This window comes from Staphylococcus sp. 2S1 (genome assembly GCF_046721335.1).
Taxonomy (GTDB): Bacteria; Bacillota; Bacilli; order Staphylococcales; family Staphylococcaceae; genus Staphylococcus; species Staphylococcus equorum_A.
In genome coordinates this window covers 122,057-146,330 of sequence record NZ_JBEUUJ010000003.1, presented here as the reverse complement: position 1 = coordinate 146,330, position 24,274 = coordinate 122,057, and the positions used below count along the sequence as shown (strand labels likewise).

The window sequence follows — 24,274 nt, the reverse complement described above, 5'->3', positions numbered from 1 at the left end:
TTACCCCTCCTTATATAGCGTAGGATCAACAAAATCTTTATAAGCGGGTGCTTTAAAAAGTTTATGATCATTTACTAAATCTGTAATTTTACTGTAACCGTCTTTTTTAATCGTTAAATCGCCGTATGAAGTCCACTCTGCTGATTGTTCTAGGACTTTTCTGTCTTGTTTGAAGTTTTTGGCCATGACATCGACACTTTTATCTTTATTGTTCATTTTATAACCAGCTTGTTTATAATCTGACATAAACTCTTTGGCAACTGTATGATGTTGATCAATAAGATCACTTCTAAGTACAAGTGCGCAACAATAAGCATCTGGAACGATATCATTACCATGTTTTAAAGTGTCGCCTTTGCCTAATTTTTCTCCAAGTGCGCCGAATGGTTCTGCTACAGAATACCCCGAAATTCGATCTTCGCTTAACGCTGCAGGCATTTCTGCTGGAGCCATTTCATGATAACTAAAGGTATCAGATTTTAAGTTCATTTGTTTTCGCATTTTTTCTAGTAATAAATAATGTGTTGAATAACGATGTGGGATAGCAAAACTGTATTCTCCGTGATTGTGAAAATCAGAAGCTTCTTTACCTTTTTGTCCCATAATCACATTGCCCTCATGATGACCTAAGGCGACTGCTTTAATATCTGAACCTTTTTGCTTTGATTTCATCGCAAGTTCAATCAGTGTAGATGCGCCATCGATTTTACCGCTGTTCAAAGCATCCATAAGGTCTGGCCAATTATTAAAACGTATGAGTTCAAGTTTGTAACCAGATTTTTTAGATTTTTGTTGAATTTCTTCTGTCATCATCAAATTTGCTGAATGTGTTATTGGAAGATATCCTATTTTTATAGTTTGCTTTTTATTGTCGCCATTTTGACTATCTTGATTTTTATTCGTGCTACAACCTGAAAGAATAAGAAGGAGTATTAAAGTAAAAGCAATATATTTTTTCAATTTCTAACACTCCTTATAAATGATATTCTGGCTCTGCCATATGGTGATTTAAAGCAAATTTTTCCATAATATCATTTCTTACTTTTAATAAATGACTATCATTACGGTTACGAGGATGAGATTGTTTGATATTATATTGGCTGATAATCTCACAACCATCACCGAGGAGCACAATATTATCTGAAAGATAAATTGCTTCATCAATATCATGCGTAACTAAAATGATTGTTGCTTTTGTGCGCTCTTTTAAACGGACAAGTTGATCTTGTAATTTATAACGTGTAAAGGCATCTAAAGCGCCTAAGGGTTCATCCATGAGTATGACATTCGGTTGATGTACTTGTGCTCTACAAAGCGCAACACGTTGCTTCATACCACCTGATAATTCTTCTGGGAATAATTTCCCTTTATGATTTAAATCTACGGTTTTTAACTGTTCATTGATGTCTTCATTGCTTATGTATTGAGACAAACCAATACGTATGTTGTCGTTAATATTTTTCCAAGGAAGTAAGTTGTGGTGTTGAAATATCATTAAACAATCAGGTGATGGTGTTTGTTTAATTTTTCCATCAATATTTACTACACCTGAAGTTGGTGTTAAAAATCCACCAATAATATTTAATAACGTCGATTTACCACAACCACTTTTACCTATAAAAGTTACGATGTTACTTTTTTCTATATTTAATTCAAAATCATTAATGACTTGGTTATCGCCAAATTGATGTTGAACATGGTCAATGTGAATCATTACAACACCTCGATTAATCTTATCGTTTTAGTATGGTTTATTCTGACACTAAAGGGCTATGCATACACATAGCCCGTGAAGTGATTGATTTTAATGTTTTATTTTGAAAAAAGTGCATAAGAACTACTCATCTCAATTTCATTGAGAAGCAGAATTAAGGATTACAATAGCTAAGCTATTGCATAAGAACTACTAATCTCAATTTCATTGAGAAGCAAAATTAAGGATTACAATAGCTTTAGCTATTGCATTAAGAAAAACTAATGACTAAAAATCACTTTTAGAATTAAGGATTACAATTGCTAAAGCAATTGCATAAGAACTACTAATCTCAATTTCATTGAGAAAGTAGTTCTTTATATTTTCTCGATATCATCGATAGGTGTATCTACAGCTTTACGTGCGCGGCGAACAGCATCTTCATCCGGTGCATCGTATAAACAGATACATTTTGACATATCTTCACATACGTAAGTACGTTGGAATTGTACTTCAGGTACTTCTTCATAATGTACTGAGTTTTTCTTTTTACGTGCTAAATATTGATCCATAGAAACGCCTTCTGGAATATTCCAAGTTACGAGGTAATCTACATGAGCATCACCTTTTTTTACGTCTTCTAATTCTTTACCAACTAAACGTACTTCTTTAACAAGGTTGATATTAATTGAAGCATCTTCTAAAAATTGTTTCGCTTCAGTATCATCATTAGCTTCAACGATAAAGTATCCGTGTGTAAGGTCTTCTGTCGCCTGTACTTCGATAAGTGTTGGCACTTCGCCCGTTGTTAAATCAGTTGCTTTCTTTTCTAATTCGCTTTTATTTGATGCAAATGCTAAATCATTTGCTTCTAGTAAATATAATGTCATAAATATTAACCTCCAAGATTGATAATAAGTGAATAATACAACAATCCCTATCAGATTACAAGGATATAATAGAATGTAATTTTAATTTTCAGAAAACTGTTAATTAATTTATAGAATATTAGAGTTAAGAAGTATCAATGCTAACTGCGTAGCGATTGAGAAAGAGTTAAAGTGTTAAAATATTTATTTTTTAATTAAATCTATTGCTATTGAATTTCAATACATATTATACTTGAGAAAACGCTTACAAATAGAGGGGATAAAGTGACAAAATTGCTATGGCAATCATACGAAAATCGATTAAATTTATTAAAGAGATTAGTGAATCATCAAACCGTGACGAATTCTGAAGGTGAGCTAACATTTCCAAACTTCATCAAGCAACAATTGTTACAACTTACATATTTTCAAAAACATAAAAAACATATTCAAATGACACAAACTGAAGATGATAAGGAAGCTGTCGTTGCATTTTATCAAGCGGACACATCAGCAAAAACAATTGTGTTAATAAGTCATTATGACACTGTAGGTGTAGAGGATTATGGGAATTTTCAGTCCAACGCGTTTAATCCAGATGAATTAAAGTCATTCTTTTCTCAAAATCATGATTATTTAAATGCAGAAGCAATTGAAGACTTAAAGAATGACTCCTATTTATTTGGGCGAGGAACAATGGATATGAAAGCAGGGCTAATGTTGCATCTTTCATTAATTGAATTAGCCAGTGTTGAAGCATGGGACATTAATTTAATTTTAGTTACAGTACCCGATGAAGAGGTCAATTCTTCAGGGATGCGTAAAGCAGTAGAAGCAATCGCTCAGTTAAAGCAACAATATCAATTGGATATACAACTTCATTTAAATAGTGAACCTACTTTTCAACAAGTCGGTGCGGATGAAAAGCATTATATATATTCAGGGTCAATTGGAAAAATTATGCCTGGCGTATTATGTTATGGCAAAGAAACGCATGTAGGTAACCCATTAGATGGTTTGAGTTCTAACTTCATGATGAGTTATATTACTCAAGCGATTGAATACAACAATGTATTTAAAGAAGTTTTTGAAAATGAAGCGACGCCAGTTCCAGTATCACTGCATACAAGAGATAATAAATTGGCATACGATGTCCAAACACCATTCAGAACAATAGGATTATTTAATGTTTTTCTTTTTAAAAATAAGCCTGATGATGTGTTTAGACAATTTATCGATTCAGTGGTACACGCTACAGAACGCTGTGAAAGTGATTGGCTCTCCATATTAGAAGAGCAAGAGAGACAATTTGATACGAAAATTAATGTGCTAACTTATGATCAATTAAAGCAATATGCCATTAAACAACATGGAGTGGCCTATATAACTAAGCAAATTGATAAGGCAATTCAAGAAACAGATGAGTTACATTTACAAAGTGTCAATGTTGTTGATACGTTAATGCAAACCTGTAAAGATATTGCACCGGCAGTAGTGACATTTTTTGCAACACCATATTATCCTGCAGTTAATTCGTCTTACGATAAGCGTATTGAATCAACGGTCAAATTAGTGCATCGAACGTTGCGCGATCAATTTCAACGTCAAAGTGAACGTATTCACTATTTTAATGGTATTAGTGATAGTAGTTATTTGAACTTTGATGGAGATATGGAACAAATTGTTGCTTATGAAAAAAATACGACTAATTTTAATAAAACATATCAACTACCATTTGAAGCAATAAAAACTATTAGCGCGCCGATATTATTATGTGGACCCATAGGTAAAGACGCGCATAAAGTCAGTGAACGTTTGCATAAAAAGAGTGCATTTGAAGAATTACCTGTTGTTTTAGAACAAATTATTAATTCTTATATTGAGTCAGCAAAAGAATAAGAATAACTTGTAATATTTTCTTAAATAAATTTTTATATTCTATGGCTTGTTAGTGTATAGGTTAGTGCGATATATTAGTGAATATATTCATTGCACAGGTATTTCCATAAGAAGAAAATGGAGTGGTAACAATATGATAGAGGCGTATAAAAGTTTTTGGAAGAGGTATGCTGACTTTAAAGGGAAATCAGATAGACTAGAGTTCTGGACACCAGTATTGGTTCATATCATTGGCATCTTTATCGTAGCGTTAATCGGCGCAATTAGCTTTTTAGCGGGCGTTTTTATTGTCGCGACAATTTTATCTGCACTTATTGGTATATTTGCTTTAGCAATCATGGTACCTATGGTTTCAGTAACATTAAGAAGATTTTATGATGCAGGTAGAAAAAGGATTACTGCACTCATTTTAATTATTTTATCGATAGTCGTTAATATCTTATTTGATATTATACAAATCAATAGCGTTGCAATGATCTTAAATGTTGTATCAATAATTTGTACGATTATATTGATTGTTGAGACACTATTGCCTTCACGTGACGTTCCTGAGTCAGAATTGAAATGGTTATAAAATTGGTTTTTGATAGTCAATATTAAAGTGAATAACATTTATTTATGAAGTAAAACTTTTTCTAGTTAGCCTTGTAAGGGTGGAAATAAGAAATCACAATTTGATTTCTTGTTCCACTCTTTTTTTGTAGATTTTAGTAAAAGTGAGTTATCAATATAATTTTTCTGAAAATTCATTGTATTTAGGAATAATAAATTTATACTATAGTAAAAAGGAGGGATTTTATGGAATGGTTAAAATTAATTGGTATTTTAATTATCATATTAGGATTTGTCTTTAAAATCGACACGATTGCAGTAATTTTAATCGCCGCAGTGGTTACTGGAATTGTATCAGGATTAGATTTATATGCAATTCTAGATACATTAGGGGAGGCATTTGTTGATAATAGGTCAGGTGACGTTGTTCATTTTAACTTTACCGATGGTTGGATTAATTGAAAGATTTGGATTGAAAAAACAAGCATCTAATTTAATAGGAAAGGTAAAGCGTGTAACGAGTGGACGATTGCTGACAATTTATTTAGTGATTAGAGAACTAGCGGGTGTGGCGTCGATTCGTATAGGGGGACATCCACAATTTGTCAGACCACTTATTAATCCAATGGTACAAGGTGCATTAAAAACACGTTATAACTTAAAAGATGAAGAGGTCGATGCAACGGATATCGAGAAGATAAAAGCACAAGCGTCTGCAATGGAAAATTATGGTAATTTCTTTGGACAAAATTTATTTGTTGGTGCAGCAGGTGTGTTACTTATGGTTGGCACGTTTCAGTCATTAGACATTAAAGTAGATGCAATAGATCTTGTGTTAGCATCATTACCAATTGCAATTATCGTTTTCATTATCGTATGGATTAATAATATAAGGTTTGATAAGTATTTAGATAAAAAGTATGGCACGAAGCAGGTGAATAAAAATGACTGAAAACACATTGAATAATATTTTAGAGCTCTTTTACATATTGATAGGTTTACAATTACTTTATACAGCGTATCGTGTATTAAAAGCTTCGTCACATCAGAAAAAGTATGGAACAGCACTATTTTGGATTTTGCTAGCGACGACTTTTATCATAGGGCCTTATATACCAAATGTAATAAACGGTATATTTATTTTAGTAATGGGTGGATTAACATTATTTAAACAAGTAACAATCAAAAATATCATTGATGTCGATGAAGGAACAGGGGATAAAGGTGCAAAAAAATATGGTAATAAATTATTTGTTCCAGCTATTATACTAGCTGTGGTCGCCATTGCAGTATCAAATTGGACGCCCTTAGGTGGGGCAATTGGTTTAGGTATATCCTCTGTTTTAGGTTTAATAGCAGCTTATGTTGTAATTAAACCTAATGGCAAATATGTGCTCTATGATAGCGACAGATTAACACAACAGATTGGCACTGTAGGTATATTACCTCAGTTTTTAGCAGCTTTAGGTGTGCTATTTACTGTGAGTGGTGTTGGAGATGTTATTTCTAAAGGGATATCTTCATTCTTACCAGAAGGCAATCATTTATTAGGTGCTGCAGCATATATATTAGGCATGGTATTATTTACGATGCTAATGGGCAACGCTTTTGCAGCCTTTACTGTTATCACAGCAAGTATTGGTATTCCATTTGTTATAGCGCAAGGTGGAGACCCTGTTATAGCTGGTGCTTTAGCAATTACAGGTGGATTTTGTGGAACGTTGTTAACGCCTATGGCGACAAACTTTAATACATTGCCAGTAGCATTATTAGAAATGAAAGATGAATTTGGTGTTATTAAAGCACAAGCACCTATCGCGTTTCTATTAATTTTTGTACACATTGGTTTAATGTATTTTTGGGCTTTTTAAATCATGATTACTGTAGAGTTAATCAATTAAAAAAAGGAGGCTATTAGACGATGAATATATTAGTAACGGGATTTGACCCTTTTGGTGGAGAAAGAATTAATCCTGCTCTAGAAGCTGTCAAACTTTTGCCAGATGAAATTGAAGGTCATAAGATAGATAAATTAGAAATACCTACTGTTTTTCATAAAAGTAAAGAGGTCGTTGTAGAACAATTAAGACAGAAGGAATATGATATTGTTTTAGCTATTGGACAGGCAGGGGGCAGGTTTGAATTAACTCCAGAACGAGTTGGAATTAATATAGATGATGCGCGTATTCCAGATAATGAAGGGAATCAGCCAATTGATGAAGCGATTCAAACAACTGGAGCATCTGCTTATTTTTCTAATTTACCGGTTAAACGTATGACAGAGGCAATAAAATCACAAGGTGTACACGCACGCTTATCAAATACTGCTCGGCACATTTGTATGTAATCATATTTTATATCAACTTGGTTACATACAGGCAACGCAGTTTCCAAATATTAAATTTGGTTTTATCCATGTGCCATTTATACCTGAACAAGTTACAGATAAGCCAGAAAAGCCATCGATGTCTATTCAAACGATTGCTAAAGGTTTAAAAGCCGCGCTTGAAGCTGTCATTGAATCAGACAAAGATATCAAAGTGGTATTAGGAGAAACACATTAAAAGATGTACACTATAAAAAAAGAGACTGAGACATGTGCTATGTCCCAGCCTCTTATTTTTTATGGTGGTATTAATGATCGTGTTCTGTTCTTGTGAAATTCATTCTTATTTCGTTATATGTTTTACCGAGATAGGTAGGTTTTTTCTCAGATGTTCGTTTGAAACCGATCTGTTCATAGAAATGGATGGCATTATCATTTTCTTCAACGACCCACAGCATTACGTTATCTGGGTAAGACAATTCTAATGCACGTTGAGTTAGCGCAAAACCAATCATATGGTGTTGATAATCTTCTAATAGATATGATGAGAAAATTTCACTCCAATCATCTGAAGCAACCGATGTTTGTGACTTGCCATAGGAAATAAAACCTACAATTTCATTATTTACAATAGCGACTAATGTGGGTACATCATGCAAGGAGGACTGCTTGATAAATTGTTCTTTATCAAGATTTTCTAAGTAATCATTCTTAGCTATGTCATTGTATGTTTCTAGCCAGCTTTCATAATGGACCATCGCTTTACCGTGCTTATCTTTTTCGGACAAGGCTCTAATCGTAAACTCCATAGAATGTCCTCCTTTATATACTAAATTGATATTATTATAGCATCATTTATTTTTAAAAAGAAATGTTTACACTTTTAATAGTAATGTAAAATAAATATATTACGGGATGGTGTTATATTATCGGTTAATATTTATTTTATTAGTTAGCACAATTCAAAAATGTGCGGATTACTTAATGAACTATATGAGAATATGTAATAATGATAGTGTTATGAAATAGAGGAATGTGATAAAGATGAAAATAGGTATGATTTCAGATTTGCACGTAGATAGACATAAGACACTGACACCTGAAGACTATCAACAAGTATTAATTAAAGTGATAAATCAGCGTGACATAGAATTGTTGCTTATTGCAGGGGATATCTCTAATAATTATAACTTAACGCAACAATTTATTGAGCGCATTGAAAGTACGACGCAAATAAAAGTGTTATTTATTCCGGGCAACCATGATTTTTGGGCAACAGATACAGGTGCTACATCATCCGAGATTTTAGATTTTTATATGTCGATGGAGACGTGCTTAATTGGTAAACCTTATGACATCAATGATGAGTGGGCCATTGTCGGTAACACAGGTTGGTATGATTATACGTACGCGGATCCTAAATTTTCAATAGAGCGAATTGCTCGTAGAAAATATTACGGTGCAACATGGCAAGATAAAGTGAAAATTGATTGGCCTATGGAAGATAGAAAACTATCTCGCATTGCGACCAAACAAACGGCAAAGGATATTGAAAAAGTTAAACACAAAAAAGTGATACTTATGACACATATCGTAACGCACCCGAAATTTGCAGTTCCAATGCCACATCGTATATTTGATTATTTTAATGCGTTTATAGGAACATCAGATTTTGATACTTTATACCAACAATATGATATTCGCTATAGCATCATGGGGCATGTCCATTTTAGAAATGCATTTGAAGAACACGGTGTCACATACATTTGTCCATGTTTAGGTTATCAAAGAGAATGGCGTTCACCTGATATAGAACAAGAAATCAATCATGCATTATATAGTATTTCAATTTTTTAGTAACCTTGTAGGGGCGAGAACATGAAATCAAATTAGATTTCTACTTCGCCCCATTTTTATTTCTACAACATTATGATGGGTGAATATAAAAACTCATGCGGCCAGGTGCATTATAACTTTGTTCTAATTTAGCTTTTTTAATTTTAATAATTTGAAATTTATTCGGTATGATTGCGGGAACAAGTATTATTTTACCTAAATGCGACCATAGTGGATCAATATAATAATAATAATGTTCGTCATAACCAATGAGTACAGTTACATGAATGTTGGACACTAACTGAGTTGGATGGTTATCTAATTTAAATGTACGTTTCGCGAGGACGCTGTCCTAGCACAGTGTGATAAATCACCACTGGTTGGCCTTGATCGATTATGCTACATAGCGCATTTAAAGATTGCCCAGTACTGTCATTGATATGTGCATCGTATTGTTTTAAATACGGAACTAAAGCAGTCGGGAATATTGTTTGATGATGACCCCATTTAATCCATAGATAATTACCCACATAACCTTTATGAGGATTATTTGCATGTCTAGGCCAATGTTTCATAATTTGAGTAGCTGGAATAGCGTGTGCATTAAATTGTAGTATCATGGCAGCGGATACGCCTTCACATCCCATAATCATTGGAATAGGAAAAAGCTGACTAATTGGTTTTACAGATAAAATTTTTCGACTCATGCTATGGCTCCTTACTTAATTTGTAAAAAGGGACTTGTTTTGAAATTTATTTTATTATATAACCATTATTTGAAGATGCATATTAAGATGCCTTTATATCTATATAATAGTTCACGATAGAAATCGCATATGCATTTTGGTTATAATAACAAAAAGGGGTGGATGTGTATGGAATACAGATTAGAGACGCTATCACGGACTTCAGTTTTAGGTGTCAAAAAGGAGTATACGACTGGTCAAAAAGCGCAAGAAGATATATTTAATTTCTGGATGGATTTTGATGATAAAGGGAAGAAACAGGAATTAATGCCACTAGGTAATAATCAATTGCAAGGGCTATTGGCTGTTTATAAACCTCATGCTAATGGTGAAGTCCATTGCCTCATTGGTGTTACCAATGATACGGATGAAGCGCAATGGCGGCGAACAGAATTATCTGAGGGTAGATACATTGTCTTTGATGCTAAAGGGCCAGTACCTGAGTCTATTAAAAAGGGTATGGAAAAGATAAATAGACATATTTTACCTACATTAGATTACGAATTTCGCGATGCGCCATTTTTTGAGTTGTATAAAGAAGGGCCCATAAGATCAGAAGAATATATTACAGAAATATGGCTTCCTATCGTTTAGATAAATCATAGTAACACAAAATTAAAGGGAGCCTCCAAAAAATTTGGAAGCTCCCTTTAATAATAGGACTGGTGTCCCACCTGTTTTATATAGACTATTTGTTCAATACACTTCTTCTGGTAGTGAATTTTAAGCCAAGTTCTAATGAAATAATTAGCACCGTAGTAATAACTAAAATCGTTAAATATGGCATGACACTATATCCGCCTTGTAAACCAACTAAGGGTGATATCACACCACCTAGAATAAATTGGAAAAGACCGAGTAAACTAGAGGCGTTGCCACTTCCGCCTGTACGTGATTCCATCGCTAATGTAAAGCTTAGCGGGCCAATCCCTGTTACTGGGCAAACATTTAAGAAGAATGCGATGACTAAAACCCAGGTCGGTAAGTGTAATATGAGTGTGATACAAATTAATACGACGCCTGCAATTTGTATCATTGTTAGTGCAATCAGTAATACATAACGATTTATATAGCTAACTAAAATAGCAGTGAGCTGACTCATGATAATTAACCCGATACCATTAATTGCAAATAGCACACTAAATTGTTGGGGGGTCATATCATAAATTTTTTGTGTAATAAAAGGGGCTGCAGATGAAAAGCTGAATAACATCACATATGTCAGTCCTTGCGGCAACATAGGAATAACAAAAGCTGGTTTTTTCAACAAATAACCAAAGTCTTTAAAAATGGTGCCGAAGTTAAGTTTTGAAAGATCAGCTGTTCTTGTTTCTTCCATTTTGAAAAGGGCGAAAAAGAATATGATCATACTAACAATTGTTAAAATAAAGAAAATAGCTTGCCAGTTTGAGACACTTAAGGCATAACCACCGATCAGTGGAGCGATAATAGTAATAATCCCATTCACGACAAGAAGTGAAGCTAGACCTTTGGCTAAGGCTTTTCCTTTATGTAAATCTCCTATAGAGGCCTTAGCTATGACGATGGCTCCGCCACCAGTCAAACCTTGTATCAAACGAATTGTTAATAAGGTAGACATAGCGTTTGCGAATACTGCAATAAATGAAGCAATTGCATATAATATGATAATAATCAACGCAATCTTTTTACGTCCATATGCATCTGACAAAGGTCCAAAGATAAATTGTCCTATTGCAAGTCCTATCATAGCCAAAGACAGTGTAAGTTGCGCTTGAGAAGCGGTTGTATTAAAATCACTTTGTACACTTGGTAATGATGGAACGTACATATCTATTGTTAAAGGACCAAAAGTAGTCATAATACCCAACACAATAATAACCATTAGCGGTAGTTGGCGATTTGAAGTTTTGTCCATGTTAAGTGCTCCTTTAAATTTCTCTCTAATGCATTATTACATACAAGTTTAATTATTCTGTAACTAAGTAATTATCCCATATGAATTTAGAAATGCAATGATAATTTACATACTAAAAAAACAAATAGAACGTGCGAAATAATTATAAATATGAATCAAAGGAGTAAGTTCATGAATTTAAATAAAACCCACTATGAAATTATAAAGTTCATCATTGTTGGTGGCATTAATACATTAAATTACTACATCGTCTACCTTATCTTATTAAAATTAATAGATTTAAATTACTTAGTCAGTCATGTAAGTGGGTTTATGGTTAGTTTTATAATTTCATATTATTTAAACTGCCATTTTGTATATAAAGTAAAACCCACATGGCGTAAATTTATTCAATTTCCATTAACGCAGGTTGTGAATATGGGCATGCAGACATTGCTATTGTATATTTTCGTACAGTGGCTTCATATTTCTTCAGTAATAGCACCGTTTGCAGGGTTAATTATAACGATACCTATAACTTTCGTTTTATCAAAATATATACTTAAAGACTGAATTTTTAAGGACTTAAAAATAAAGTTAGAACAGTGATAACTTTACTTTTTGTACAATTTAACAACTTTATTTAGGAAAGGCTAAAAAAATAATTTTACTATTTATATTAAATAATTTTTGAATAAAAATTGTTGTAAATATGCTTGGGATAGGTCATAATAAATGTTCTATATTAATTAAGGTGGACATCAGACATGACACAAAATGAAAATTTGAAAACAGCGCAAAAAGGCGCTTATTTAAGTTTAATTGTATATATCGTTCTTTCAATTGCCAAATTTATTGTTGGCTCTATGTATGATTCAGCAACAGTTAGAGCAGATAGTTTAAACAATATGACTGATATTGTAGTCTCGTTAGCGGTTATTATAGGACTGAAAATTTCTATTAAACCTGCAGATAAAAACCATCCATATGGACACTTAAAATCAGAGAATATTTCAACGTTACTCGTTTCGTTTATTATAATGTTTGTAGGTATACAAGTTGTGATAGAAAGTGTTCCTGAGATTTTTTCTAAGGATCACCATGCACCTAATGTAATTACAATATATGTCAGTGTGATAAGTGGCATCATAATGCTGATAGTATTTTACATTAATCAAAAATTAGCTGAACGTACGAATAGTAGTTCGCTAAATTCAGCGGCAAAGGATAATTTATCAGATGCGTTAGTCAGTATCGGAACAGCTGTAGGCTTAATTTTTACACAATTTGGTTTGCCAATCCTTGATACAGTACTCGCAACGGTTTTAGGTTTACTTATTATATACACTGGTTTTAGAATATTTAAAGAATCAATCTTTACACTAAGTGATGGGTTTAATGAACAAGAATTAGAAGCTTACAAAAATTATGTTTTAGAAATAGAAGATGTGATTGATGTGCAAAATATTAAAGGTCGATACCATGGCAGTAGTATCTTTGTAGATGTAACTATTGTCGTTGAATCGGATTTATCTTTAGAAGATGCGCATCATATCTGTGATAAAGTAGAACAACATATGCATGAAAAGGGTATTTCTTCAGTTTATGTACATCCCGAACCAAGCATCTATACAATAATTGAAATTAAATCATATTCAAGCTGTCGACAATTGATATGCTCCCTCCAAAGTAGACATTTAAAAAATGAAAACTTTGGAGGGAATTTTTATGTCTAAAACTTATAAAGTAAATACAGAAACTTTTCTTTTAGCTTTTAGAATGATGGAAAATGGTGTAAGTGCTTCAAGCGTTATAAAAGAACTGAATATAAATTTAAGTAAATCAATGTTAAATGAAAAATATAGCAATTTTAAAATCAATGGTATTAAATCTATAATGCCATCTTTAAAAAATAATACCTATTCTAAACATTTCAAAAGAAACGTTGTGGAGGAATATTTCAATACTGAATTATCAAGTTATGACTTAGCTTATAAGTATAATATTCCTAGTTCGGGTACTGTTAGATCTTGGATAAAACGTTATACTGAGGGTATAGAAAACAAAACATATTCCCCTAAATCCGAGGTGTATACAATGAAGGCTAGAAAAACAACTTTAAATGAACGTATTGAAATTGTTGAATATTATATCGCGAATGAAATGAACTATAAGGCGACCGCCGAGAAATTCAATGTGACCTATGGTCAACTATATAACTGGGTAAAAAAATACAAAGAACATGGTAGTGATGGTCTAATTGATAGTCGTGGTAAGCATAAACCTAAATCAATTATGACGGATGAAGAAGTGTTGAAAGCTGAAATCAAAGCTTTGAAAGAGCGTAATAAATATTTACAAATGGAAAATGAAGTATTAAAAAAGGAGGAAATTATAGAAAGAGAGTTGATGAATCAAAAATCAGACAACAGGCATCGTACAAAACGATAGAAGCATTAAAATACAAATATCCAATCTTAAAATTATGTGAAATATTAGGAGTTTCCAGATCGGGTTATTATAAATGGCTTCATCGAACAGTAAGCAAATTAGAACAGGAAAACTTAGATTTAATGGATACTATTCAAACAATATACGATAAATATAAAGGGATTTATGGTTATCGTCGAATCTACATATACATTCGCCTCAAATTAGGAAAAACAGTTAATCATAAGCGTATTTATAGATTGATGAATAAAATGAATTTAAAAGCTACTATTCGTAAGAAGAAAAAGAGGTACATTAAAAGCAAACCTACGGTTACTGCAGAAAACATTTTAAATCGTCAGTTTAATGAATCACGTCCTAATACCAAGTGGCTGACAGATACTACTGAATTCAAAACCAAAACAGGACAAAAAGTTTATTTAAGTGCTATATACGATTTAGGTTCAAAGAAGATTATCAGTTATGAAATGAATACAACTAATAATAATGAGTATGTTTTCAACACGCTTAGAAAGGCAATTAACCAAGTTGATAATACCCAAGGTATTGTATTTCACAGTGATAGAGGCTTCCAATACACAAATAGCAGATTCAAGAAAATATTGGATGAAAACAAAATGATACAGAGTATGTCTCGTGTTAGTCGCTGTATAGATAACGGGCCGATGGAAGGTGTTTGGGGCATTATTAAAAGTGAGATTTATAAAGGAAATAAAAATTACACATTTGAAACTGTTAAATTAGCTAAAAAAGTTATAAGTGAATATATAAACTTTTTTAATAACGATCGAATTACATTAAAAATGGCTGACCGCATACCTAAAGGTATGAAGTCAGCCTAAAACAAATTTCAATTATTTAGTTGTCTACTTGACTGGGTGCAGTTCAATTGTTGACAGTTTTTGTTGCAATTTTTTCGTATATATAAATTCCAAACACGCTTGCATAGGGTGCGACTTAATATAGTAGTCTTCGGCTTGTGCTATAGATGCGAGTAAAAAGTTAGTGAAAGTTGTAGTTGTTTGATAAATACATGAGTTAATAACATAAAAAGGGACCTGAAAGTAATTTCAGGTCCCTTTTTATGTTATTTTACAACAAGCTATTCTTACACGTAGTGCTTGAATAGTAGCATTAATTACCACCGACCATTAGCTAGACGGAAATCGATTGCTCGCTTCTATTGAACCGTAACGGTCCTCAGCATAGTTAATCATACCTTTAGTTTGTTCTTCAACTGTGCCAGTGCCCCAAGTTTCTTTAGTTTGTCCTAAACCTTTATAGCCCAATTCGTTTACTGCTTCAGGGTCCCCACTTGATTCAGGCATTACAATATTATCCCATAGTGCTTTAGTACCGCCTGCTTCTATAAATTCACTGTATACATCATTGTTAGCTTGCGTAGTTTGTTGTGTTGACGTCTCAGCTGCGTCTGCTGTTGATACGCTTGAACTCACTCCTAAACCAGTTGTCGCAATAGTAATCGATGCGAAAGATGCTAATAATAATTTTTTCATTTTTTAAAATCCTCCTAATTGATTTACCTGTATACAAAGTTAAATATCACAGGTTATGTTTTTACATTTAAATACTTAAAAATTTAATGAATAATAGTTATTTACTGTTTTCTTAATTCAACGTTTATAACTGTAACATCAAAAAATGATGAGTAGGTTACAGAAAAATAAAAAGAAAGTATCTTTTATGAATAAATGAATACAATCATTTCAAAATAAAGTGTAAATTGTTATAATTTTAATATAGAAATGCGATAGTTAGTGCGGGAATAGGTGAGTGGCCAGCTTTGCAACTATAAACAATCAGTATTATTGCTGTAACATTCCTGTAAATATCGCATAAAATCATATTTTACTTAATGGAAAGAAGGAAATATTATGCCAAAATTAATTTTATGTAGACATGGGCAAAGCTTATGGAATGCTGAAAACTTATTTACAGGATGGGCAGATGTAGACTTATCTGAACAGGGGAAAAATGAAGCAATCACCTCTGGTAAAAAAATAAAAGATAAAGGTTTAGAAATTGATATTGTTTATACGTCTCTGTTAAAAAGAGCTATTAAAACAACATATCATTTGTTAAATGAATCTGATCAGTTATTTATACCAATTATAAAATCTTGGAGATTAAATGAACGTCATTATGGCGGATTGCAAGGTTTAAATAAAAATGATGCTCGAGAAGAATTTGGTGAAGATCAAGTTCATATTTGGAGACGGTCATATGATACGCCACCACCAAAACAAAATGAAGAACAAAGAAATAGTTACTTAAATGATAGAAAATATGAACTTATAGATAGAAGAGTTATGCCAGAATCTGAAAGTTTAAAAGATACCTTGGTCAGAGTTATACCATATTGGAATGATCAAATTTCTCAACAGTTATTAGATGGTAAAACAGTGTTAGTTTCTGCTCATGGTAATTCATTACGCGCACTAATTAAGTATTTAGAGGATGTATCTGACGAAGCTATTGTTAATTATGAAATAAAAACAGGCGCACCTCTTATTTATGAATTAACAGATGATTTAAAAGTGACGGATAAATATTATTTATAATGAAAGATAAGTAATAAACTGGATAAAATATATAACAGCCCTGAGTTTTATGAATTCAGGGCTGTTATATATTGTCGATAAAGTTTTTGACCTTGTTTGGTAAATTTCTATAAACTTTTAAAAATTATGATTTCAAATATAAGATACATTTTAATTTTATGATTGCTTATTTATCTAGAACACGTCTTATGCATGCGTATCTGATTCTAATAACTTATCTTAGGATTAAAAATTAAACGTTCTTTTTTCTAAAGACTAAAACTACTAATATTAAGAAAACTACGATATATGCAATATTTCCAATAAATAATTCGTGTAATTCTAATTTTGTCATTTTTTTGTATATATCATTATCGAGAATTTGGACACTTAGATTCAACATATTAATAGGGTTCCATTTAAGCCATTCCCATTGCTCAATAGCCATAAATAAAATACCAGCGAGTATCGAAGTAGCAAAATAGAAAACAATACCGACAGCAATTGAGACGCCCGGACTTTTAAGTATACAAGAAAGTAACAACGTTAAACTCAAAATGAGCCACATACCTACATAAGTTGCTAATGATGTTAATAATAAACTTTGTAATGGAGATAATTGTTCTCCTGAGTGTTTTAAAATATCGATGTCAGAGAAAAATATAAGGTTAAGTAGTAAACTAATTAGAATACAAAGTACAAATACAATTAGAGAGTAGATGAACAAGGCAATAAACTTACTTAAAATAATACTTGTTCTTGTGTAATTTCTATAAAGTAAATTTTTAATTGTACCGTAATGGAATTCCATAGTAATAATTGTACTCGCTTGAATTATCATTAAAAAGATAATCCAAGAAAAGCCACTATAACCTTGTTCCAGTAGCAACTTCGACTCAATTACATTCGAATAGTTTTTGCTTAAAATAGCTAAGCCAATCATGATAATAAAAATAATTATTGGTATAATAATTGATGATTTCTTTTTGAAAATTTTATATAATTCTTGGTTTACCAATGTTCCCATTATTTTCTCTCCTCCTTATGATCGATGATATTAAGCAATACATTTTCCAAATCACTTTCATTCGAATTATTGAGTTCTTCCATTGTTGTTTCTTTAACGATAGCCCCATTATCAATAATTAAAATCGAGTCAGTAACTTTAACGAGTTCACTTAACATATGACTTGATATGAGGAATGAAACACCTTGTGCTTTGAGTCTTAAAATAGTTTCTCTCACATTTCTCACTGCTTTTGGATCTAATCCGTTCATAGGCTCATCTAAAATAACGAGTTGAGGTTGGTTTAAAAGCGAAAGTGCGATACCTAATTTCTGTTTCATTCCTAAAGAATATGCTTTTGCTTTTTTATTTATAAACGGAGTCATTTCTAAAATTTTTATAATTTGTTCCATATTTTCTTTGTCTTTATCTTCATTAATTAAGTTCATGTTTTCGTAACCGGTAAGGAAAGGGTACACTCCAGGGTTTTCAATTAAAGCGCCGATATGCTTATTATTCATAGATCCATGTAGTTTAAGCGAACCGGATTGATAATTAGAAAGCCCTAAAATAACTTTCATTAACGTTGTTTTCCCGACTCCATTAGCACCGACTAAACCTACGACTTCTCCCCGCTTAAGAGTGAATGATATGTCTTTTAAAATTTGTTGTTTCTTAATTCTTTTATTAATATTTTCTAAAGTTAAAAGCTGCATAAAATTCTCCTTCCAAATAAAATTATTGGTGTGCAATACTATTTTACCAAAAAAGGAAGAGCAATAATATACTTTAATTATATTATTTTTATGAATACAAACTATCTTGAAGAAAAAGTAAAAGGCGGGGACATGTCACATGTCTCGGCCTCAATTTTTATATTGGCAGTGGCTGACTGAATTGAAAATACAGTCATATCTGGATTTTAAAGAACTACTACTTCATTTATGAAGACAAGTAGTTCTTATGTAAGAGTTTCAGCGCTTGTATTCCATTTTCTAGTCAGCTATGTAGGGCCTGGGCTCATACGACGAAATGTCATTAGAAAAATTAGATTTCTGTCCCACTCCTATGCATCTTTATCACTTAGTAATATGGAATTTAATTTATGTAGAAAATCCGCATAATTTAATAGAAATTGACAAACATCATTCTGGAGGGAATTTAAGCTGTCATTATAATTTTGAATTATAGTATTTAAGTAGATATATTATTTATTGCGCTTATGTTGCTTGAATGATCTTACGCGCACGTTTTCGTGTTTTTATGTTGGGGCTATTTAGGTTACGACGTGCTGTTTGTACATCTAATTTCATAAAATATGACCTCCTTTATCTATGTGTATTATGAAGTATCAGAAACAATTTGTAAATAGTAATTATTACGATTTGAAGATGATAATTTTACATTAAAAAATAATTTCTCCTATTTGTAATGTTTTTAAGTTTATTTGATGTGATGTTGTTGAAATATATGTATAATGCATAAATGCAGCTATTTTATGGTTGATAGACTAATAAGAAAACAGGAGACAAATATGAATCAAAAAACCAAAATATTAATGATATTAATGATGTTGCTTGGCGGTTTCTTCGGACTTTTAAATGAAACGTTATTAACAACAGCATTACCAAGTATAATGAAAGATTTTCAAATAGATTACACACAAGTGCAATGGCTCACAACAGCCTTTCTATTGACTAATGGGGTAGTTGTCCCATTATCAGCAATGGTGATTCAACGATTTTCAACTAGGAAAGTATTTTTAACAGCAATATTTATATTCTTTATAGGTACAATTATTGCAGGATTTAGCCCTAACTTTTCAATTCTTTTAGGCGGAAGAATTGTTCAAGCATTAGGATCTGGAATTATGTTACCACTTATGATGACTACAATATTAGACATCTTTGAACCTCATGAACGTGGTAAGTATATGGGGACATTTGGTTTAGTTATTGGTTTAGCACCGACCATAGGGCCAACGTTATCGGGTGTACTTGTTGAATACTTCGATTGGCGTTCACTTTTCTTTGTTGTTGCACCAATCGCAGCATTAACATTCATCGGCGCACTTAAGTTTGTGAAAAACGTGGGCACGAATAAAAAAGTGCCAGTTGACGTATTCTCCATCATATTATCCATACTAGGATTTGGTGGTTTACTCTATGGTACAAGTTCGATTTCACGTGATGGTTGGAGTGACCCAGTAGTTTTAACAACTGTAATAGGCGGATTGATCTTAGTAATAACTTTCATTGTTCGCCAAACAAAATTAAAAACGCCATTACTAGACTTTTCAGTATTCAAAAACAGTCAATTTGCTATAGGTATTATAATTATGGCATTTACAATGATATCAATGATTGGATCTGAAACAATATTACCAATGTTCGTTCAAAATATAATGAAAGACTCAGCACTTCAATCTGGGCTTATATTATTACCTGGCGCTATTGTAATGGGGATAATGTCAGTAGCTTCAGGATTTTTATATGAGAAGTATGGTGCTAAAATATTAGCATTAATTGGTATGTCCATTGTGGTAGTAACGACTTCTTACTTTGTAATCATGGATGAACATACTTCATCAGCAATTCTTGCAACGGTATATGCAATTCGTATGATAGGTATTGCACTAGGATTGATGCCATTAATGACACATACAATGAATCAATTATCACATGAGATGAATGCACATGGTTCATCAATGACGAATACAGTACAACAAATTTCAGCTTCTATTGGTACAGCTGGTTTAATTACTGTGATGACTCAAGTTTCTAAAAATTTCACACCTGATATGAGTAATTATAAGGGTATTGGAAAACAAGAGATGGCAGCTCAAATACAACATGAAGCTTTATTAAGTGGCTATCATGGAGCATTTTGGTTTGCTGTTATTATTTCTATTATCAGTTTACTCAGTGTGTTTATGCTGAAAAGTCAGCGTAAAATACGCGCAGAACAAAAAGAATTATAATAGATTAATCGTACGAAGCACTATAGACAACACTGTAATTAGATTTGTAATTGTGATATTTTTAAACATAAATAACCTCATAAATACAAGAATGGAGTGTATGTATCATAGAACATTCGATGAAATTAAATAATGAACCATTTCATTTAGTTAAAAATGGGACGAAAACAATTGAAGTAAGATTAAATGATGAAAAAAGGCAAGAAGTACAAAATGGAGATACCATTATTTTCACAAATCTCGAGACGGATGAACAAATCAACGTAGTCGTCACAGAAACAGTGGATTTCCCTTCATTTCAAGCGTTGGTTAATCAATATACAAATCAAGAAATTGGTGCTAAAGAGGAAGAACAGCTTTCTCAAAAATTAGCAGCCATATATCAAATATATTCGCAAACTGACGAATTAAATTATGGTGCATTAGCAATTAAAATACGCTTAACAGATTAAGAATAAATTCGGCCTGGCATAAATTGTCGAGCCGAATTTTTATTCGTAAAAAATCAAAAATTTAAAAAGAATGAATTTAAAATCACTCTAGAACATTTAAGTTATTCATTGTATGATAATATTTATGGAAGAAGTATATTTTAAAGGTGATTCATGAGTAGTTAAACTGGATTTAGGAGTGTGCCAAATAATGAAAAAATTATTGATCATGATCGCTATATCGACGGTTATTGTAGCAGGCTGTAGTAGTGGAAAGTATGCTGATAAAATAGATAAAGCAGTAAATAAACAACAAACATATCAAGAAAACTTATCTGAAAAACAAAAAGGTGATCTTGAAGAAAAATTCGACAAAAAAAATGCGAATATATACGTTTATGAAAAAGGTAAATATGTCATGCTTGCTTATAAGCCTTTTAAAGAAGACGAAGAGGTACATTATTATACTTATAAATTTGAAGACGACAAAGCAAAACATTTAAAAGATTTTAATTCGAAAGCATATACACACAAACATGAACCTGACTATAAAGAAGAAAATATGGATATTAAAGAATAATTTTATTTACTGATATCTAAAATTGAGGTGTTTTGGAAAGCATATGAAAAAATTATGGCTATGTTTAGGTTTAATAGCTACTATGTTATTAATAACTGCTTGTTCAAGTGATGAGGATGCACATAAAGATGACAAGCAAAGTGCCAATGGGAAAATTAAAATTATAGAATACGGTGATTTTAAATGTTCTTATTGTAAAAAAGTAGAAAGTAATATTATGCCTAAACTTAAAAAAGATTATATAGACAAAGATAAAGTAGATTACCAATTTGTGAATATGGCTTTTCTTGGTGATGATTCAATTATTGGATCGAGAGCCGGGCATGCAGTACAACAAATTGCACCGAAACAATATTTAGATTTTCAAAAATTAATGTTTGAACAGCAAGGCGATGCTGAAAAAGAATGGATAACTGAATCACTAGTAGATAAACAAATTGATAAATTAAGTATCGACAGTAACCAAAAAGAAAAAATTAAAAAAGATTATAAAACTGAAGATAGTAAATCATGGAAAGCGACTAAGAAAGACCAAAAACAAGCTGAAGACAAAAATATTGATACAGCGCCTACAGTTTATATTGGTGGAGAAAAAGTAGAAGATCCTTATGATTACGATAATTATAAAAAATTAATAGAAAAAAATAAGTAAGTAAATGGTCTAAAGTACAAAATTGTAATAACAATGTGCTTTAGGCTTTTCTTTTACTCAAAAATAAATCGTAATCATTATTATTTAGTATTGCGTTTTGTTCGGAGGGAGTTTATAATTTTAAATCGTAAGCGTTACTATTTGAAGGAGGATGTAGAATGAAAAAAACACTATACATAATATCTTTGGTCATTTCATTTGCAATTGTCATAGCAGGATGTGGCAAAGCTGATACGAATGAAACAGGAAGTGAAGGTGACAAAGATAAAATAAAAATTAATACAACAGTTTTTCCATTAAAATCATTTGCTAAAGAGATTGGAGGAGAACATGTTTCAGTAGAATCAATTTATCCAGCAGGCACAGACTTACATAGCTATGAACCAACTCAAAAAGACATAATTAATGCGAGTAAATCAGATTTGTTTTTATACACAGGGGACAACCTAGACCCTGTTGCTAAAAAAGTGGCTTCAACGATAAAAGAGGATGATAAAAAATTATCGCTAGAAGATAAATTAGACAAGTCCCAGTTACTTACAGATCAACATAGCCACGACGAAGAAGATACACATGAGCACGAACATAAGCACGAGGGACATCATCATGGAGGATATGATCCGCATGTTTGGTTAGATCCTAAATTTAATCAAACTTTCGCCAAAGAAATCAAAGATGAATTAATTAAAAAAGATCCAAAACACAAAAATGATTATGAAGAAAATTATAAAAAACTAGACAAAGAACTAAAAAAAATAGATAACAAAATGAAAGATGTTACGAAAGATAAACAAGGTAATGCTGTGTTTATTTCTCATGAATCAATAGGTTATTTATCTGAAAGATATGGTTTTGTACAAAAAGGTGTTCAAAACATGAATGCAGAAGACCCATCTCAAAAAGCTTTAACAGAAGTAGTTAACGAAATTAATAATTCAGGAGCAAAATATATTTTATATGAAGATAATGTCTCAAATAAAGTTACAGATACAATTCGTAAAGAAACAAAGGCTGAACCATTAAAATTTTATAATATGGAATCACTTAATAAAGAACAACAGCAGGATGAGGATTTAACCTACCAATCCCTTATGAATAAAAATATAGAAAATATTGATAAAGCTTTAAATAACGATATCAAAGTAAACGATGACAAACAGCAAGGCAAACATGAAAAAGCTATTTCAGAGGGTTACTTTAAGGATGATCAAGTTAAAGATAGACCATTAGCTGATTATAAAGGTGATTGGCAATCAGTTTATCCATATTTGAAAGATGGATCATTAGATGATGTGATGAAGCATAAAGCTGAAGAAGATGATGCAATGACAGCAAAAGAATATAAAGCATATTACGAAAAGGGTTATAAAACAGATATAGATAATATCAATATCACAAGCGACTCAATTACGTTTGAAAAGAACGGTAAAAAAGCGACAGGTAAATATAAGTATGATGGTAAAGATATTTTGAAATATGAAAAAGGCAACAGAGGCGTAAGATATACATTTAAATTAGTAGGTAATGAAGATAAAGCTTTACCTAAGTATGTCCAATTTAGTGACCATAATATTGCACCTAAGAAAGCACATCACTATCATATCTTTATAGGTAATGATAAAGAAAAAGTGATGAAAGAATTAGATAATTGGCCGACATATTATCCTAAAGCATTAAATAGTAAAGAAATTAAAGCAGAGATGTTAGCGCATTAACTATTCTAGTTACTGTAAATTAATTTACTTTTTAAATTTAAAATGAATAAAAAAGTGAATTAAGGGAATGAAATTAAAGGAGATGAAAAGTTCGGACTTTT

20 protein-coding genes and 6 pseudogenes are annotated in these 24,274 nt (G+C 31.8%); 16 read left to right on the top strand and 10 right to left on the bottom strand.

Features of this window, described 5'->3' with window-relative positions; genetic code table 11:
• The 3 genes from ABLV90_RS01060 to ABLV90_RS01050 all read right to left on the bottom strand — a co-directional run bounded on the left by ABLV90_RS01060 (position 1) and on the right by ABLV90_RS01050 (position 2,583).
• A complete protein-coding gene (locus ABLV90_RS01060) occupies positions 1-960 on the bottom strand; it encodes an ABC transporter substrate-binding protein (protein ID WP_427706482.1) in 960 nt (319 codons plus the stop codon).
• A gap of 13 nt (positions 961-973) precedes the next feature.
• On the bottom strand, positions 974-1,714 hold the full coding sequence (locus tag ABLV90_RS01055) for an ABC transporter ATP-binding protein (protein ID WP_427706484.1): 741 nt from the start codon (positions 1,712-1,714) through the stop codon (positions 974-976).
• A 356-nt stretch (positions 1,715-2,070) separates the two neighbouring features.
• Complete coding sequence (locus ABLV90_RS01050) at positions 2,071-2,583, bottom strand: DUF4242 domain-containing protein (protein WP_460871967.1); 513 nt, start codon at positions 2,581-2,583, stop codon at positions 2,071-2,073.
• Positions 2,584-2,847: 264 nt separating this feature from the next.
• Here ABLV90_RS01050 and ABLV90_RS01045 point away from each other — a divergent pair, with 264 nt between their 5' ends.
• The 5 genes and pseudogenes from ABLV90_RS01045 (at position 2,848) to pcp (ending at position 7,577) form a co-directional block, all read left to right on the top strand.
• A complete protein-coding gene (locus ABLV90_RS01045; protein ID WP_460871966.1) occupies positions 2,848-4,461 on the top strand; it encodes a M20/M25/M40 family metallo-hydrolase in 1,614 nt (537 codons plus the stop codon).
• A gap of 133 nt (positions 4,462-4,594) precedes the next feature.
• Entirely contained in the window at positions 4,595-5,035 is a 441-nt protein-coding gene (locus ABLV90_RS01040; protein WP_460871965.1) for a DUF805 domain-containing protein, read from the top strand.
• A gap of 224 nt (positions 5,036-5,259) precedes the next feature.
• Positions 5,260-5,965: pseudogene (locus ABLV90_RS01035) on the top strand (DUF969 domain-containing protein).
• Positions 5,958-6,884, top strand: a complete 927-nt coding sequence (locus tag ABLV90_RS01030) for a DUF979 domain-containing protein (RefSeq protein ID WP_460871964.1) — start codon at positions 5,958-5,960, stop codon at positions 6,882-6,884. Before ABLV90_RS01035 ends, ABLV90_RS01030 begins: the two are co-directional and overlap by 8 nt.
• A 50-nt stretch (positions 6,885-6,934) precedes the next feature.
• Positions 6,935-7,577: pseudogene (gene pcp, locus ABLV90_RS01025) on the top strand (pyroglutamyl-peptidase I).
• Between the two features lie 70 nt (positions 7,578-7,647).
• On the opposite strand, the gene ABLV90_RS01020 reads toward pcp, so the two are convergent.
• A complete protein-coding gene (locus tag ABLV90_RS01020) occupies positions 7,648-8,148 on the bottom strand; it encodes a GNAT family N-acetyltransferase (protein WP_285324352.1) in 501 nt (166 codons plus the stop codon).
• 235 nt (positions 8,149-8,383) lie between these two features.
• On the opposite strand from ABLV90_RS01020, the gene ABLV90_RS01015 reads away from it, so the two are divergent.
• Positions 8,384-9,196, top strand: a complete 813-nt coding sequence (locus ABLV90_RS01015; RefSeq protein WP_460871963.1) for a metallophosphoesterase — start codon at positions 8,384-8,386, stop codon at positions 9,194-9,196.
• Between the two features lie 70 nt (positions 9,197-9,266).
• On the opposite strand, the pseudogene ABLV90_RS01010 reads toward ABLV90_RS01015, so the two are convergent.
• Positions 9,267-9,882: pseudogene (locus tag ABLV90_RS01010) on the bottom strand (C39 family peptidase).
• Positions 9,883-10,050: 168 nt separating this feature from the next.
• Between ABLV90_RS01010 and ABLV90_RS01005 the strand changes: the two are divergent.
• Positions 10,051-10,515 (top strand): GyrI-like domain-containing protein, encoded by a 465-nt coding sequence (locus ABLV90_RS01005; protein ID WP_460871962.1) that lies wholly within the window; start codon positions 10,051-10,053, stop codon positions 10,513-10,515.
• A gap of 94 nt (positions 10,516-10,609) precedes the next feature.
• Here ABLV90_RS01005 and ABLV90_RS01000 read toward each other — a convergent pair whose 3' ends face one another.
• Entirely contained in the window at positions 10,610-11,818 is a 1,209-nt protein-coding gene (locus ABLV90_RS01000) for a multidrug effflux MFS transporter (protein WP_460871961.1), read from the bottom strand.
• Between the two features lie 171 nt (positions 11,819-11,989).
• Here ABLV90_RS01000 and ABLV90_RS00995 point away from each other — a divergent pair, with 171 nt between their 5' ends.
• The 3 genes and pseudogenes from ABLV90_RS00995 to ABLV90_RS00985 all read left to right on the top strand — a co-directional run bounded on the left by ABLV90_RS00995 (position 11,990) and on the right by ABLV90_RS00985 (position 15,090).
• Positions 11,990-12,370, top strand: a complete 381-nt coding sequence (locus ABLV90_RS00995) for a GtrA family protein (RefSeq protein WP_069832923.1) — start codon at positions 11,990-11,992, stop codon at positions 12,368-12,370.
• Between the two features lie 194 nt (positions 12,371-12,564).
• A pseudogene (locus ABLV90_RS00990) lies at positions 12,565-13,419 on the top strand (cation diffusion facilitator family transporter); the annotation flags it as partial.
• An 82-nt stretch (positions 13,420-13,501) separates the two neighbouring features.
• Positions 13,502-15,090, top strand: a protein-coding gene (locus ABLV90_RS00985; protein ID WP_460871960.1) for an IS3 family transposase whose coding sequence is annotated in 2 segments (ribosomal slippage) — positions 13,502-14,203 and positions 14,206-15,090 — 1,587 coding nt in all. Because the reading frame shifts where the segments join, the coding sequence is not laid out codon by codon here.
• A 296-nt stretch (positions 15,091-15,386) separates the two neighbouring features.
• Here the strand turns inward: ABLV90_RS00985 and ABLV90_RS00980 are convergent.
• Positions 15,387-15,765 (bottom strand): annotated as a pseudogene (locus ABLV90_RS00980) (hypothetical protein).
• A 378-nt stretch (positions 15,766-16,143) separates the two neighbouring features.
• Between ABLV90_RS00980 and ABLV90_RS00975 the strand changes: the two are divergent.
• Positions 16,144-16,830 (top strand): 2,3-diphosphoglycerate-dependent phosphoglycerate mutase, encoded by a 687-nt coding sequence (locus ABLV90_RS00975; RefSeq protein ID WP_069817446.1) that lies wholly within the window; start codon positions 16,144-16,146, stop codon positions 16,828-16,830.
• 232 nt (positions 16,831-17,062) lie between these two features.
• Here the strand turns inward: ABLV90_RS00975 and ABLV90_RS00970 are convergent, their stop codons facing one another.
• From ABLV90_RS00970 to ABLV90_RS00960, 3 genes and pseudogenes are all read right to left on the bottom strand, one after another.
• A complete protein-coding gene (locus ABLV90_RS00970) occupies positions 17,063-17,836 on the bottom strand; it encodes an ABC transporter permease (RefSeq protein WP_069832925.1) in 774 nt (257 codons plus the stop codon).
• On the bottom strand, positions 17,836-18,531 hold the full coding sequence (locus ABLV90_RS00965; protein WP_460871959.1) for an ABC transporter ATP-binding protein: 696 nt from the start codon (positions 18,529-18,531) through the stop codon (positions 17,836-17,838). Before ABLV90_RS00965 ends, ABLV90_RS00970 begins: the two co-directional genes overlap by 1 nt.
• Positions 18,532-19,022: 491 nt before the next feature.
• Positions 19,023-19,128, bottom strand: a pseudogene (locus ABLV90_RS00960) (putative metal homeostasis protein).
• Positions 19,129-19,349: 221 nt separating this feature from the next.
• Between ABLV90_RS00960 and ABLV90_RS00955 the strand changes: the two are divergent.
• The 5 genes from ABLV90_RS00955 (at position 19,350) to adcA (ending at position 24,173) form a co-directional block, all read left to right on the top strand.
• A complete protein-coding gene (locus ABLV90_RS00955) occupies positions 19,350-20,795 on the top strand; it encodes an MDR family MFS transporter (RefSeq protein ID WP_460871958.1) in 1,446 nt (481 codons plus the stop codon).
• A 119-nt stretch (positions 20,796-20,914) separates the two neighbouring features.
• A complete protein-coding gene (locus tag ABLV90_RS00950; protein ID WP_427706504.1) occupies positions 20,915-21,247 on the top strand; it encodes an ASCH domain-containing protein in 333 nt (110 codons plus the stop codon).
• Between the two features lie 190 nt (positions 21,248-21,437).
• Complete coding sequence (locus ABLV90_RS00945) at positions 21,438-21,806, top strand: cystatin-like fold lipoprotein (protein WP_427706506.1); 369 nt, start codon at positions 21,438-21,440, stop codon at positions 21,804-21,806.
• Positions 21,807-21,849: 43 nt separating this feature from the next.
• The gene (locus ABLV90_RS00940) at positions 21,850-22,458 is read left to right on the top strand and encodes a DsbA family protein (RefSeq protein WP_460871957.1); all 609 of its coding nucleotides are present in this window, start codon (positions 21,850-21,852) and stop codon (positions 22,456-22,458) included.
• Positions 22,459-22,616: 158 nt separating this feature from the next.
• The gene (adcA, locus tag ABLV90_RS00935; RefSeq protein ID WP_427706510.1) at positions 22,617-24,173 is read left to right on the top strand and encodes a zinc ABC transporter substrate-binding lipoprotein AdcA; all 1,557 of its coding nucleotides are present in this window, start codon (positions 22,617-22,619) and stop codon (positions 24,171-24,173) included.
• Positions 24,174-24,274 lie beyond the last annotated feature (101 nt).